The organism is Trinickia terrae, assembly GCF_005144415.1.
Lineage (GTDB): Bacteria > Pseudomonadota > Gammaproteobacteria > Burkholderiales > Burkholderiaceae > Trinickia_A > Trinickia_A terrae.
This window is the reverse complement of record NZ_SWJE01000008.1, coordinates 397,568-411,621: the sequence shown is the minus strand read 5'-3', so window position 1 is coordinate 411,621 and position 14,054 is coordinate 397,568. Positions and strand designations below refer to the sequence as shown.

Here is a 14,054-nt window from a genome sequence, read left to right as displayed (position 1 = left end):
TGTCAGTGTCTAGAGGAACGAACCAGCCCAATCAGATTGCGCACCCGCAGCAGATACGCATCGAGCTCTTCGAGCGCCGCGACCGCTTCCCGATACGTCGTCTGCACGAAGCGGATCCTCGTCCCGATGCGGGCCTGCGCGAGCCGCCAGAGGTCCGCCTCGATTACCGTGCCGATCTTCGGATAGCCGCCGGACGGCTGCGCGTCGCGCAACTGGATGATCGGCTGGCCGCTGTGCGGCACCTGGATCACGCCGGGCACGATGCCGTGCGAGCGCTTTTCGATGGGGCGCACGGGTTCCAGCGCGGGACCGGCGAGACGGTAGCCATACCGGTCGCTTTGCGGCGTGACCTTCCATCCTTCGCGCCAGAACGCGTCGATCGATTCCGCCCGATAGCAGTCGTATTCAGCGGCGGGCAGCACACGCACCACGGTATCGCCCGGTTGCGCGGACGGCGTGCACTGCGGAGCCGGCAGCGCATGCTCGGGCGGCACCGCGCCGAAACCGGCGCCCTGCCCTTGCTCCGCCGCATCGTGCCCATGCCGGCCGGCAAGACCGGCCGCCTTCACTACATCGCCCTTCTGCAGCTGACGCCCTTCGAAACCGCCGAACTGACCGCGCAACTGCGTGCTGCGCGAGCCGAGCACGACGGGCACGTCCACGCCCCCCGCGAGCGACAGATAGCAGCGCATGCCGTTGGCCGGCACGCCGACGGTCAGCACGTCGCCCTTCTTCGCGCGCGTCGTCCACCACGGCAGCACGGGCTTGTCGCCGAGCCGCGCGGCGCAGTCGGCGCCCGTGAGCGCGAAGTCGAGATCCTCGAGAAAGCGGATGCGGAACGGGAACATCGGGATCTCGATGCCGGCGGCGTCGTCGGGATTGCCGAGCAGCAGGTTGCCGACCGCGAGCGCAAGCCGGTCCATCGCGCCCGCCGTACCCACGCCATAGCGCAGATACCCTTCGCGGCCGTGATCCTGCACCGTGGCCAGCGCAGCCGAGGACAGCACTTCGATCATCGCATCACCCTCTCGACGCAGAAGCGGATCATGTCGCCCGGCGCGAGCGTTGCGGGCTCGTCGCGCGACGGATCGAAGAACACCATCGACGTATGGCCGATCGTGTTCCAGCCGCTCGGGCCCGCGGAAGCCGACACGCCCGTCTGCACGCCGCCGATCGACACCGCTCCGCCCGGCAGGCCGAGCACCGGCACCTTGCGGCGCGGCGTGGCGATGCGCAAATCCATCCCGCCCAGATAGCAGTACCCCGGGTGGCTGCCGAGCGCATACACGGTGTAGAGCGGCGCGCAGTGCCGCTCTACGACCTCGTCGACGGACAGCCCCGTGTGATCGACGACGTCCTGCAGATGCGGCCCGAACTCGCCGCCATACACGACCGGCAGCTCGATCACCTTCCCTTCGATCCGCAGCTCGCCGGCCGCCGCCCACGCGTCGCGCAACGCGTCGGCGAGCGCGTCCGGGTCGGCGGGCGGACGGACGAACGTCAGCATCAGGTTGGTGACGCCGGGCACCGCTTCGCGCACGCCCGGCCATGAAGCGACCTCGCGCGCGAGCGACCAGATGCGCTGTTGCGCAGGCAGATCGAGCGCGCCCGGCGCTTCGAACAGCATCGCCGTCGTGCCCAGCATGCTGATGCTCAGCGGTTGTTCCGCCTCGTCGTGGTTCATCGCGGTCGCGGCCTGCCCGTAGTTCTGTCGCCGGCCGCCCAGGACGGCCGCGTCGCTGATCGACGCATGCTCGATGGTCAGCGTCATGCTTGTTCCCTTTCTGCGAGCCAACGCTCCAGATGATGAATGTCCACCCCGCCCGCCCGAAAGCCTTCCTCGTCGAGCATCGACAGGTGCAGCGGCACGTTGGTGCGAATGCCTTCGACGCGCAGCTCGGCAAGCGCGACGCGCATGCGCGTCAGCGCCTCGCCGCGCGTGGCGCCGTGGGTGATCACCTTGGCGATCAGCGAGTCGTAATAAGGCGGCACGACCGACCCGCTGCTCACGTGCGAATCCACTCTCACGCCATTGCCGCCGGGCAATTCCCACACGGCGATCGTTCCGGGGCAAGGCAGGAAGGAAAACGGGTCTTCCGCGTTGATCCGGCATTCGAGCGCATGGCCGAGCGTGTGGATCTCGCGTTGCGTCACGCTCAGCGCGTGTCCCTGCGCGATGCGGATCTGCTCCCGCACGATGTCGATGCCGGACGTCATCTCGGTCACCGGATGCTCGACCTGCAGCCGCGTATTCATTTCGATGAAGTAGAAGCGGCCGTCCTCGAAGAGGAATTCGAAGGTGCCTGCGCCCCGATAGCCGATCTGCCGGCACGCTTCGACGCAGCGCTCGCCGACGTGGCGGATCAGTTCCGGATCGATGCCCGGCGCGGGCGCTTCCTCGAGCACCTTCTGATGCCGCCGCTGCAGCGAGCAGTCGCGCGAACCGAGCCACAGGGCGTTGCCGTGCGTGTCGCACAGCACTTGAATCTCGACATGACGCGGATGCTCGAGAAACTTCTCGACGTAAAGCTCAGGCTTGCCGAACGCCCGGCGCGCTTCTTCACGCGTCACGCTGACCGCTTCGAGCAGCTGACCGGCGGCATGCACGACGCGCATGCCGCGTCCGCCGCCGCCGCCCGCGGCCTTCACGATCACCGGAAAGCCAATCTCCGCGGCGATCCGCAGGATCGCATCGGGATCGTCGGGCAGGCCGCCGTCGGGGCCCGGCACGCACGGCACGCCCGCCGCGCGCATCGCGCGCTTGGCCGCGACCTTGTCGCCCATCGTGCGGATCGAATGCGGCGCCGGACCGATGAAGGTCAGCCCGGCACGCTCGACTGCCTCGGCAAACTCGGCGTTCTCGGACAGGAAGCCGTAACCCGGATGAATCGCTTCGGCGCCGCTCACGTGCGCGGCAAACAGGATCGCCGCCTGATTCAGATAGCTGCGCCCTGGCGCAGCGGGACCGATGCACAGTGCTTCGTCGGCGAGGCGCACGTAGCGCGCATTCGCGTCCGCCTCGGAATGGATCGCGACCGTCCGCAGACCCAGCTCGCGGCACGCCCGCAGCACGCGAAGCGCAATCTCGCCGCGATTGGCAATCAGTACCTTGTTGAACATGGTCGATCAGCCGATGCGAAAGAGCGGTTGCCCGGATTCCACTTCGCTGCCGGACTCGACGAGAATCTCGAGGACCGTGCCGCCGCGTTCGCACTCGATCGCGTTGAACATCTTCATCGCTTCGATCGTGCACAGCACCTGCCCTTCGCCGACAGTGTCGCCCGCACGAACGAACGGCGCTTCGCCGGGAGACGGCGTGAGATGGACGATGCCGAACATCGGCGCGCAGATGAGCCGGGACGTCCCGCCCGCGCCGTTTGCGGCTGCGGCGCGTGTCGATCCGGCAACCGGCGCCGCGTCGCCGGCCGGCTGTGGCTGCTCCAGCGTCTGCCTTGCCGCCGCAAGCGGCGTAGCGGCGTCATCACCCGCCTGCCGAGCCTCGCTGCGCCCGCCGCGCCGCTTCGACTTCACGAGCTTGACCCGCTCGTCGCCCTCGATCACTTCCAGACTCGCCAGCGGCGATTCCGCCAGCAGGTCGATCAGCGCCTTTATCTTCTGAAGATCCATCCTTGAGTCCGTAGCCGGTTGGGCACGCGCCGTCACGCCGGCACGCGCGAAGCACCGCGGCTGCGCGACGACCGCGGCCGAGGCCCGGTCCGTCTCGCCAGCTCGATGGCAAGCCTCGTCGCCCAGGCTCAGCGCGCCGGGCGATTGGCGATGGACTCAATGTATCCGGCACAGAAAAATTGCGCCAAGACGGTTTGGCTTTGTCGCGATAAGGTGCGCTTATGCATCGCCGCCGGGCTCGACGCGCACGCCCAGCGCGAGGTCGCCCGCCAGCTCCAGCAGGATGTCCTTGACGGCCGCGGCCGGCTCGGAAAGCGGCAGATGGTCCGACAGACAGACCGATAGCGGGATCTTGATGACCGGCGACACGATCCGCGACTGCACGATGTCGCCGGCCGCGGCCACCACCCGCGCGGTGGACTCGGGAAGAATGGTCGCGCCGATCCCGGCGCCGACGGCGGCCGACAACGTGGACGCCGACTCGATTTCGGCCACCACGTTCGGGATCATCTGCACCCGCGCGAATCCTTCGTCGACATACTTGCGCAGATAGTTGTACGGGCGCGGCAGCAGCAGCGGCACGTCGCGCAGGCCCGAGACGGGGATCTGGTCCTGCGTGATGCCCATGCTGCGCGGCGCGACGAGAAACATCTCCTCGTTCATCAGCAACTGGAACGAGAGACCGTGAACCGACTTGTCGCCGTACAGCACGGCCATGTCCATGCGGCCGTTCATGATCAGCTCGCTTAACGTCGTGCCGAAGTTCTCGTTGATATAGAGCAGGATGTTCGGGTGCCGGGCGCGGACCGTGCGCAGCAGCGGCAACGACAGCGCCGATGCGCCGGTGCCCGGCGCGAGCCCCACCGAAACCTGCCCCGACAGGGTCTGCCCGGCGCTCTTGACGTCCGCCTGCGCCTGCTCGTACTGGCGCAGAATCAGCTGCGCGTGGCGGTACAAGGTCGCGCCAGCCTCCGTGGCCGTCACGCCTCGCTTCGTGCGCACGAGCAACTGCTGCTGGAACTCGTCCTCGAGCGTGATCAGTTGCTGACTCAATGCCGGTTGCGCAATATGAAGCACTTCGGCGGCCTGGGTCAGACTGCCGATGTCGACGATCTTCACGAAATACTTCAGACGCCGAAGATTCACGATATCCACACCTAAGGGCTGACGAGTAACGCCTATGATAGGTCAAGCGCCCGCCGGCGCACAGTCGGCAAAATCCATACCCCGCCCTCGCGCAACAGCGCCCGCCGTGCTTGCCGGACCCGCGAGGACCTTGAGCCGCCGGTGCGCAGGACCACGCACATCGCCGCGTCATAAGCGGATGTTATTGCATCAGCGGAAAGTCATCTTGGCTTGAACTTTTTCGCGCGCTTAATGTGAAGCCTCGTCAAATGCCGTCGAGGAGCCAAGTGTGAGTGCAGCGCGCATCGCCGCCCGTGTCCAGCGAATCAAACCATCACCGAGCAGCGCAGCGGCCGAGCGGGCCGCGGAACTGCGGCGGCAGGGCAAGCAGATCGTCAATCTCGTCGTGGGCGAGCCGGACTTCGACACGCCCGCCCACATCCGCCGGGCCGCGTTCGAGGCAATGGAGCGCGGCGAAACACGCTACACGGCGACGGCCGGCACGCCCGCGCTGCGCGCGGCGATCGCGGCGAAACTGCAACGCGAGAACGGGCTCACCTACGACCCCAAGCACATCATCGTGACGTGCGGCGCCAAGCACGCGATCTTCAATGCGCTCGCCGTCACGGTCGAAGCCGGTGACGAGGTGTTGATTCCCGCGCCGTACTGGGTGTCCTATCCCGACATGACGCTCGCGTGCGACGGCGTGCCCGTCGTCGTGCCGTGCAGCGAAGCGGACGGCTTCAAGCTCACGCCCGCCGCCCTCGAGGCCGCGATCACGCCGCGCACGCGCTGGCTGATCATCAATTCGCCGACCAATCCGACGGGCGCCACCTACACGGCGCGTGAACTGCGCGCGCTCGCCGACGTCCTGCTGCGTCATCCGCAGGTGCTCGTGATGATGGACGACATCTACGAGCACATCCGCTTCGAGGCCGATGCAGCAGAGCATCTGCTCGTGATCGAACCGCAGCTCGCGCCGCGCACCCTCGTGGTGAACGGCGTATCCAAGACCTATGCGATGACGGGCTGGCGCATCGGCTACGTGGCCGGTCCCGCCGACCTGATCGCCGCGCTCGACACGCTTCAGTCCCAATCCACCAGCAATGCATGCACGATCAGCCAGGCCGCGGCGCTCGCCGCGTTGACCGGCGACCAGAGCTTCGTGCAGGAGTCGGTGCGCACCTACAAGACGCGGCGCGATCACGCGCTCGAAGCGCTCAACGCCATTCCCGGCATCAGCTGCAAGACGCCTGGCGGCGCTTTCTATCTGTACGTCAACTGCAGCGGGCTGATCGGACGCGTGACGCCGCAAGGCAAGCGTCTCGAAGGCGACAACGATGTCGTGCTGTATCTGCTCGAGCAAGCCGGCGTCGCCCTGGTTGCCGGATCCGCGTACGGCGTTTCGCCATTCTTCCGCATGTCGATTGCGACGAGCATCGACATCATCGATGACGGCTGCCGCAAGATCGCCGCAGCCGTCGCCGCACTCGACTGAGAGTAGAACGGCGGCCCCGCCTGCGAGGCCGCCGCGTCGTAAAAAGACATGCCGCGCCGTCGGGACGCGGCAGTCGGCTTGGCTCACCCGTTTCCAGTAAACCGACAAGGGGATCTATTCGTGAAGAAATCAACATTAGGCATACTAACTGCATCGGCTATGGCGGCTTCCGGTTTCGCCCACGCGCAATCGAGCGTCACGCTCTACGGCATCATCGATGAAGCCGTGCGCTTCGATACGCATCAGAACGCGTCCGGCGGCAAGCTCTTCACGATGGGCAGCGGCGGGCAGCTTTCGGGCAGCCGCTGGGGCATGCAGGGCAACGAGGATCTGGGCGGCGGCTACGGGGCGCTGTTCCAGCTGGAGGGCGGCTTCACGCCGAACACGGGCGTAACGCAACAGTCGACGCCATCGGGCACCGCACGCCTGTTCGGCCGCACCGCCCTCGTCGGCTTGAGCAGCCCGTACGGCACCGTCACGCTCGGCCGCCAGTACACGCTGGTGCACGAAACCGGCTGGACCCACGACATCTACGCGTTCGCGAACTACACCGGCACTGTCGGCTTCCAGGGCGCGGGCGAAACAGGCGGCGGCCGCCTGGACAATACGGTCCGCTACACGTCGCCGACGCTGGCCGGCTTCACCGTGAAGAGCGCATATACGTTCGGACAGCAGGCGGGCAACTTCCATGCGAACTCGTCGCCGGCAGTGAGCATTTCGTACGACAACGGCTCGCTGAACGTCGGTGCCGCCTATCAGGTCATCAACGATATCGGCGGCCTGACTCCGTCCTCCTCGGTCTATGGCAGCACGTACTTCGGCGTGACGATCCCCGACAGCGCGCAAAAGGTCTTCACGGCGGGCGCGACATACAAGTTCGGTGCGGCCAAGGTGTACGGCTCCTACATCTACAGCCACGTCTATCCGGCGGACTACCGCAACGACTCGTTCTCGACCGCGGTTCAGTACTACATCACGCCGGCGTTCGTCCTCGACCTGCCGATCTACGTCGACTTCGTGCATCACGCCGGCCAGAGCGGCACGCGCATCACCGGCGGCCCGACCTTCGACTACCTGCTGAGCAAGCGTACCGACGTCTATGTCGGCGTCGACTACAACCATCTGACCGGCGCGTGGACGAAGCTCGCGGCCGCTTCGGGCTCGAACCAGCCGTTCTACGGTTTCAACTCGCTGTTCGAGGCCGCCATCGGCCTGCGCCACAAGTTCTAAGCTTCCGCATCGCCGGCGCCGCGCGTTCCCCGCGCGCGCGGCGCCGGCACCCCGGAGACCGTCAAGAAACTAGTCGCGCAAGGCCATACGGTGCTGACATGGACAAGACGATGATGGTGTTTGCCGACGCGAAGAGGGTCATCGAGAACATGAGCAAGGCGCTCGAGTAGTCACCTATAAGCGGCAGCTATCGGCTCATACGACTTCGATCTTTGTCGCCGGCCGCATTCGCCGCTACCGTATAGAAGGACGGTTCACGTCTCAACCCATACAGGCAATCACCATGCACGCACTTGTTATCCACGCGCCGCTGGATCTGCGCATCGAGGACGTTCCCACCCCGGAACCCGAAGCCGGTCAGCTGCTCGTGCGGGTCCGGGCCGGCGGCATCTGCGGCTCCGACCTTCATTATTTCAACCACGGCGGATTCGGCACCGTCCGTATTCGCGAGCCGATGGTGCTCGGGCATGAAGTCTCTGGCGTCGTGTCGCGCATCGGCTCGGCCGTGAACGACATGCCCGCCGGCACGCGCATCGCCATCAGCCCGAGCCGGCCTTGCGGGCTGTGCCAGTATTGCCAGCAAGGTCTGCAGAATCACTGCCTCGACATGCGCTACTACGGCAGCGCGATGCGCATGCCGCATGTGCAAGGCGCGTTTCGCCAGGAGATCGTGATCGACCGCTCGCAGGCCCATGTCGTAGCCGACTCGTTGAGCGACGCCGAAGCGGCGATGGCCGAACCCCTCTCGGTGGCATTGCATGCGGTTCGGCGTGCCGGTCCGATGCTCGGCAAGCGCGTGCTCGTGACAGGCTGCGGGCCGATCGGCGCGCTGATCGTTGCTGCCGCGCGCCGGGCGGGCGCGGCCACGATCGCGGTGACGGACGTGAATACGCTGCCGCTGGAAAGCGCGCGGAAAGTCGGCGCCGACCTCGCGTTCAACGTCGCGGAAACACCTGATGCGCTGCAGCCGTTCGCCGCCGGCAAGGGCAGCTTCGACGTGCTGTTCGAGGCAAGCGGCAATGCGGCAGCGCTGCGCGGAGCCTTCGACGTGCTCGAACCGCGCGGCGTCATCGTTCAGGTCGGACTGGGCGGCGACATTGCGTTGCCGATGAACGTGCTGGTCGCCAAGGAGTTCGACTTGCGCGGCGCGTTCCGCTTCCACGAGGAATTCGCGGTGGCGGTCGAGCTGTTGAACAAGGGGCTGATCGACGTCAAGCCTCTGATCTCCGGAGTGTTTCCGTATCAGGAGTCCGTCAAGGCGTTTCAGAGCGCGGGTGATCGATCGAAGTCGATGAAGGTGTTGATGACGTTCGATTGATATCGCGTACGTGGCAACCAGTCGCGCAACGGCCATGCGCGGCTGGCCACACTGGTGCAAAAAAAGCCGACGCTGGGAACCAGACGCCGGCTTTTGCTTTGAAGCCCCGCTTGCTCAGTTATTGCAGCGCGCTTCGAGCGCGTCGACGAAGGCGCGGCTCCAGCGCCCTTCCTTCATCGCGCGAATGGTCTCGGCCTCTGCCTCGAGCACGGCGCGCGCCTTCTGGATGACCTCCTCCGCATCGACCTGAGGAATGGCGAGCAGTCCATCCTGATCGCCGACGACGATATCGCCGGGATTCACCACCATTCCGCCTACCGACACCGGCACGTTGATTTCGCCGGGGCCATCCTTGTACGGCCCGCGATGCGTGACGCCGCGTGCGTAGACCGGGAAATCGCGGTCGCGAATTTCCGCCACGTCGCGAATGGCGCCGTCGATCACGAGACCTGCCACGCCCACGCTCGCCGCATAGAACGACAGGATGCCGCCCACCACCGCGTTGTTGAGATCGCCTCCGGCGTCGACCACCAGCACGTCTCCGGGGCGGCAAAAATCGAGTGCGCGCAGATAGGTCAGGTTGTCGCCGCCGCGCGAGCGCATCGTGACAGCGGTACCCGCCATCGTCCTTTTGCCGGGCCGCTGATAGGGTTGCAGTCCGACCGTGCCGATGTTCCGGTGCATGCTGTCGCTGAGCGCGGACACTGGAAGGTTGCGCAATGCATCGAGCAGTGTTTCGGCAGCTTGAGCGGCGGGCGGATTCTTTCTGATGGCTTTGTACATGGTGAGTTGCAATCTCGCAGCGCAGAGACGGGATACCGTGGATCTGCCAATCGCCGATGGATAACGCTTCCGTCATGCGTCTGGCCATTCGCTATTACAGGCATAACAGTACGTTCCCCGCTGAACCAGCGCCAAGAGGCGATTGCTCTGGCGCGATAGGGAAGTCTTATGAAAATCCACGGTCGATCTCTGTTGGCGAGCATGACTCCATGAACGGCCTCGCCGCCGTCAGGATTCGCCTATAGAATCGGCGACCGATCCCTAATGGTTTTTCCGCTCGATCCGACTGCATGGACAGTTTTGCAAACCTAGGATGTGCCAATCAGGACGCCCGATCGTCACCATGAGCCATCCCGGCATCTCCCCATCCCTTCCGCTGCGTTTCGTCGATACCTTCTCGTCCGCGTTGGGACCGGTCGTCGAGACCGTCGGAACGCCGCGCTTTCTTCGCGCGCTCAATGCCTTCGTCACCGGTTTCGCCGATTGCGACGCGCTGCACCTGCAGCGCACGCAGGACGACGCCGGCGCGCCCGAGGGATGCCGGGTCGAGTGGATCGGCAGCTACAGCCAGCATGCGGAAGAGGATTTGCAGGCCGTGATGGCACTGTACTTTCGCCGCTTCGCGATGCGCGACGCCATCGTGCGGCATGCCCCGCCCGAGCGCGGGATCGAGCTGGTGCAGCGCTCCGCCGCCGCGGTCTCCGACGAGGAATGCCGGCGCCTGATCTTCGACGTCGCCGCGATCCACGACGAATGCGTGGTCGTGCGCGATATTGGCGAGGTGCGCTACTCGATCTCGCTGTGCCGCTCGAAGCGCCTGCCGCCGTTCTCCGTGACGGAGCTGAGCCTGCTGAAGGCGCTCGGCGAGGTGTTGTTGCCGGTGGTCTACCTGCACGCGCTGCGGGTCGTCGATGCCGCCGCGCAGGCAGAGGCCGGCCCGAGTGCAGACCTGTTCTCCGCGACCGCCGCGCGGCGCGGCGTGCATCTCTCCGAGCGCGAGACCGATATCTGCTCGGCGATGGTGAAAGGCCAGACCATGGCGTCGATCGCGGCGGCCATGCGGATCAAGGAGTCGACGGTCAAGACCTATACGAAGCGCGCCTTCGCGAAGCTGGGCATCGCATCGCGGCGCGATCTGCTGTCGTGGCTGCATGAGCCGCGTTAGGGCCTGTTCGCGCCGGCAGCAGGCCCCAAGCCGAACCGCTCACTCGAGCGCCCCATGCACGACGCGCCCGCAAAACAGCGTCGTCTGCACGCGCGCCGAGGCGATTTCCGCAACCGGCGTCGCGAACAAATCCCGGTCCAGGATCGCGAGCGATGCGTCGCGGCCGGCGGCCAGCACACCGGCGCGCGCATCGAAGCGCAAGCCCCAGGCCGCGTTGCGCGTGTAGGCCTCGAGCATCGTCGGCAGCTCCACGCTTTCGTGCGGCAGCCACGCTGCGCAGCCGGGCTGGCCGGGCGGCATGCGCGTCATCGCCGTCTGGATCGCGACGAGCGGATTCATCGTCGATACCGACCAATCCGATCCGCCGCTCAACAGCGCGCCCGCATTGCGCAGGCTTCGGAACACGTAGTTGCGCGCCATGCGGGCGTCGCCGAGCATCTGCCGGTACAGGTCGAGCAGGTAAGGCGGCGCGCCGCCCCAGGCCGCCTGAATATTCGCGATCGCGCCGAGCCGCCTGAAGCGGATGACGTCGTCCGGGTGGATCAGTTGCACGTGCGCGAGCTGAGGCCGCCGGTCGCGCGCGCCGTTCGCGCGGACGACGTGCTCGATCGCATCGAGCGCCATGCGGACTGCGCGGTCGCCAAGCGTGTGGAAATGCAGATCGAAGCCGGCGCGGTCCGCGAGCTCGGCAACCTCGTTCAATTGGCCGGGCTCCCAGTGATGCATGCCGAGGCCGCCCGCGTCCGCGTAGGGTTCGAGCAGCGCCGCGGTGCGGCTTTCGAGCACGCCGTCGATGAAGATCTTGACCGTGTGCAGCCGCAGGTTGCCGCCGTCGTAGCTGGCGCGCCAGCGGCGAAAGCGCTCGATCTGCGGCCCGAGCGGCGCATGCGGCGAGGCCAGCAGGCCGAGGCTCGCCTGCACGGCGAGCGCGCCTTCTTCGCGCGCCATCACGTAGCCGTGCAGCAGGCGCTCGCCGACCAGCGCATCGAACCAGCCCGTGATGCCGAAGCCGTGCGCGAGCGCCTGGGCCTTTGCGAGCGCTTGCGGCACGTTGTCCGAAGCGAGCTGCGGCAGCAGCGAAAACAGCTTGTAGAGCGCCGCCTCGTGGACGATGCCGGTCGCCTCGCCGGTCAGGCCGTCGCGTTCGTATTTGCCGCCGGCCGGGTCGGGCGTCGCGGCGGTGATCCCCGCGACTTTCATGCCGAGCGTGTTCAGCCAGCCGCTATGAACGTCGTGGCCAATCACGAGCAGCGGACGATGCGGGACGACGGCGTCGAGCATCTCGCGCGTCGGATAAGCGCCGAACAGCTGCAGGTTCGCGTTGCCGGCCAGCAGCCAGCCGCTGGCCGCGCCTTTCGCGCCGTCCACGCTGTTTGCCGCCGCGGCGCGCAAGCCCGCGAAGATCGCCTCCGGCGTATCGACCCCTGCCAGATCGCAATCGCCTGACAGCAGGAACCCGTCGATCGGATGGACATGGCTGTCGATGAAACCGGGAGTCACGGTGCGCCCGCCCAGGTCGATCACGCGCGATCCGGGGCGCGACCCGGCCCGCGCGGTCGCGTCGTCGCCGACGTAAGCGATGCGGCCTTCGCGCAGCACGAGGGCGGTCTGCCTGAGCGCGGGAGCGTCGGCGGTGTAGAGCGATGCGTTGACCAGCACGCAATCGTCCACGCAAGGGAGTGTCGTCATAGGCCTCGGAGGTTCGGGAGAATTCGGAGAAAAGCGGCCCGGCCTCGGCGGGCCGGGAGAGCGCGTCAGAACGAATAGACGAGCGTCGTCGCGAAGATGTCGTTGTTCTTCGAGTAAGTCCCGCCGCTCGTCTGGAACACGTGGTTGCTGGCCCAGTCGTGCCGGTACTCGAACTTCACGATGGTGTTGGTCGCCGGGTAGAACAGCAGGTCGGCGGTCAGGTCCGCGCGGCGCGCGCCCTTGCATTCGCGTCCGTTGTCGGTCGATTGCGCGAGGCACGACGGATCGATGCCGAAGCCGCTGGTCGGGTTGACGGCGGAATTGCTGCCGCTCAAGCCGTAGACAATGCCCGCGCCTCCGCCACCGTTGGCGCTGTTGTCGAGGTAGTCGAACCGCAGCGTCCCGCCCATCTTGCCGACCACGGGCGCCGTCCACTTCCGATGCGCCAAGAGCGACACGCCGTACCAGCGCGCGTTGCCGCCGTTCCAGGCCCCGTGGCTCAGCGTGCCGAAGTCGAGCTGCGCGTTGTATTGCGTCTTGCCCCAGACGTAGGTGAGATCCGTCTCGCCGTACAGGTAAGTGCCGAACGGCTGTGTGCCGTCGCATTGATAGCCGTAGCTGCCCGAGCTGCACGACGGCGAGTAGATGCTGTTGCGGCCGACCGTCGTCGACACGCCGAGGTCGAGCGCCGTCGAATACGTGTAGTCGAGCCGCGCGGAGAGGTTCGGCACCATGTCGGTCTTCGTCGTGCCGCTTCCCGTGCTGGCGATCGCATTGGAGGTATGCAGCTGCTCGTTGCCGATCATGACCTGCCAGAGATACTTGTAGTCGCTCGAGAACGACTTCCACAAGACGCCCAGGTAGCTCGCCGGTTCGCTGAAGTCGTACAGGAGGTTGTGCGTGAGCGTGAGCATCGTGTTCGACGGCTGCGTCTCGTAGCCCGCGAGGCTCGGCAGCAGACCGACGACCACCGTCTGGCGCGGCGTCAGCGGGATAGCCACGTCCGCCTGCGTGAAGATGTTGCCGCCGACGCTGCCCTTCTCGTTGACGAGATTCGCGCCGGCGCCGCGATTCGGCTCGATCACGACCTCGGCGCTCGGCGCGAGCGGACCGACGCCGAACGTCTTCTTGATGTCGAGGTAGACGTCGCCGATGCTGCTGTTGTAGTAGTCGTAGACGCCCGCGCCCTGATTGATGAAATGGAAGCCGCCCGAGTGCTGAGCGCGGTTGTAGAGGTAGACCGGATCGACATAGCCGGTCACGCTGAGTCCCGCGATCGGGCCCGTGGAGGCCGCGGTTTCGAGCGTATCGACTTTCAGCTGCTGCGCGCTCAACTGCTCGTGCATCGCGGCGACATCCGCGCTCAGTTGTGACGTATCGGCGGCGGCGGCAACGGGGGCAGCAGGCTTGGCCTTCTCCTGCTCCAGCGTGTCGAGCCTGTGCTGAAGCGCGGCGAGCGCTTTCTTCAGGTCGGCGATTTCGGCTTCGGTGCCGGTGCCGGCCCAGGCAGCGGCGGGAAGCAGCAATGCGGGGGCGAGCGCCAATGCGGCGATCAGGTTCGGTCTCATGGCAAATGGGATTTCAAAGCGCCGCACGGGGCGCGTGATCGAGGAATCCGG

The 14,054-nt window shown here is 66.4% G+C and carries 12 protein-coding genes; 4 read left to right on the top strand and 8 right to left on the bottom strand.

The window, feature by feature from the left end; all coding sequences use genetic code 11:
* Positions 1-2 precede the first annotated feature (2 nt).
* The 5 genes from FAZ69_RS16945 to nac form a co-directional block, all read right to left on the bottom strand.
* Positions 3-1,016, bottom strand: coding sequence for a 5-oxoprolinase subunit C family protein (locus FAZ69_RS16945; protein WP_136896209.1), 1,014 nt, complete (start codon positions 1,014-1,016; stop codon positions 3-5).
* On the bottom strand, positions 1,013-1,684 hold the full coding sequence (gene pxpB / locus FAZ69_RS16940) for a 5-oxoprolinase subunit PxpB (RefSeq protein WP_240702300.1): 672 nt from the start codon (positions 1,682-1,684) through the stop codon (positions 1,013-1,015). The genes FAZ69_RS16945 and pxpB overlap by 4 nt, the downstream gene beginning before the upstream one ends.
* Positions 1,685-1,767: 83 nt before the next feature.
* Positions 1,768-3,120 (bottom strand): acetyl-CoA carboxylase biotin carboxylase subunit, encoded by a 1,353-nt coding sequence (gene accC, locus FAZ69_RS16935; protein WP_136896207.1) that lies wholly within the window; start codon positions 3,118-3,120, stop codon positions 1,768-1,770.
* Between the two features lie 6 nt (positions 3,121-3,126).
* The gene (gene accB / locus FAZ69_RS16930) at positions 3,127-3,627 is read right to left on the bottom strand and encodes an acetyl-CoA carboxylase biotin carboxyl carrier protein (protein ID WP_136896206.1); all 501 of its coding nucleotides are present in this window, start codon (positions 3,625-3,627) and stop codon (positions 3,127-3,129) included.
* Between the two features lie 219 nt (positions 3,628-3,846).
* The gene (gene nac, locus FAZ69_RS16925) at positions 3,847-4,773 is read right to left on the bottom strand and encodes a nitrogen assimilation transcriptional regulator NAC (protein ID WP_136896205.1); all 927 of its coding nucleotides are present in this window, start codon (positions 4,771-4,773) and stop codon (positions 3,847-3,849) included.
* A 268-nt stretch (positions 4,774-5,041) separates the two neighbouring features.
* Between nac and FAZ69_RS16920 the strand changes: the two genes are divergently transcribed.
* From FAZ69_RS16920 to FAZ69_RS16910, 3 genes are all read left to right on the top strand, one after another.
* Positions 5,042-6,250 carry an aspartate transaminase gene (locus tag FAZ69_RS16920; protein WP_136896204.1) on the top strand — a complete coding sequence of 403 codons (1,209 nt, stop codon included), beginning with the start codon at positions 5,042-5,044 and terminating at the stop codon, positions 6,248-6,250.
* Positions 6,251-6,409: 159 nt separating this feature from the next.
* A complete protein-coding gene (locus FAZ69_RS16915; protein ID WP_136896203.1) occupies positions 6,410-7,480 on the top strand; it encodes a porin in 1,071 nt (356 codons plus the stop codon).
* A gap of 283 nt (positions 7,481-7,763) precedes the next feature.
* Positions 7,764-8,798: an L-idonate 5-dehydrogenase gene (locus FAZ69_RS16910; protein ID WP_136896202.1), complete on the top strand. Its 1,035-nt coding sequence runs from the start codon at positions 7,764-7,766 to the stop codon at positions 8,796-8,798.
* A gap of 114 nt (positions 8,799-8,912) precedes the next feature.
* Here FAZ69_RS16910 and FAZ69_RS16905 read toward each other — a convergent pair whose 3' ends face one another.
* Positions 8,913-9,581, bottom strand: a complete 669-nt coding sequence (locus FAZ69_RS16905; protein ID WP_136896201.1) for an RraA family protein — start codon at positions 9,579-9,581, stop codon at positions 8,913-8,915.
* A 343-nt stretch (positions 9,582-9,924) separates the two neighbouring features.
* Between FAZ69_RS16905 and FAZ69_RS16900 the strand changes: the two genes are divergently transcribed.
* Entirely contained in the window at positions 9,925-10,746 is an 822-nt protein-coding gene (locus FAZ69_RS16900; RefSeq protein WP_169708674.1) for a helix-turn-helix transcriptional regulator, read from the top strand.
* A 39-nt stretch (positions 10,747-10,785) separates the two neighbouring features.
* On the opposite strand, the gene FAZ69_RS16895 is transcribed toward FAZ69_RS16900, so the two are convergent.
* Positions 10,786-12,435: an amidohydrolase gene (locus tag FAZ69_RS16895; protein ID WP_136896199.1), complete on the bottom strand. Its 1,650-nt coding sequence runs from the start codon at positions 12,433-12,435 to the stop codon at positions 10,786-10,788.
* Positions 12,436-12,500: 65 nt separating this feature from the next.
* Positions 12,501-14,003, bottom strand: coding sequence for a DUF3138 family protein (locus FAZ69_RS16890; protein WP_136896198.1), 1,503 nt, complete (start codon positions 14,001-14,003; stop codon positions 12,501-12,503).
* Positions 14,004-14,054 lie beyond the last annotated feature (51 nt).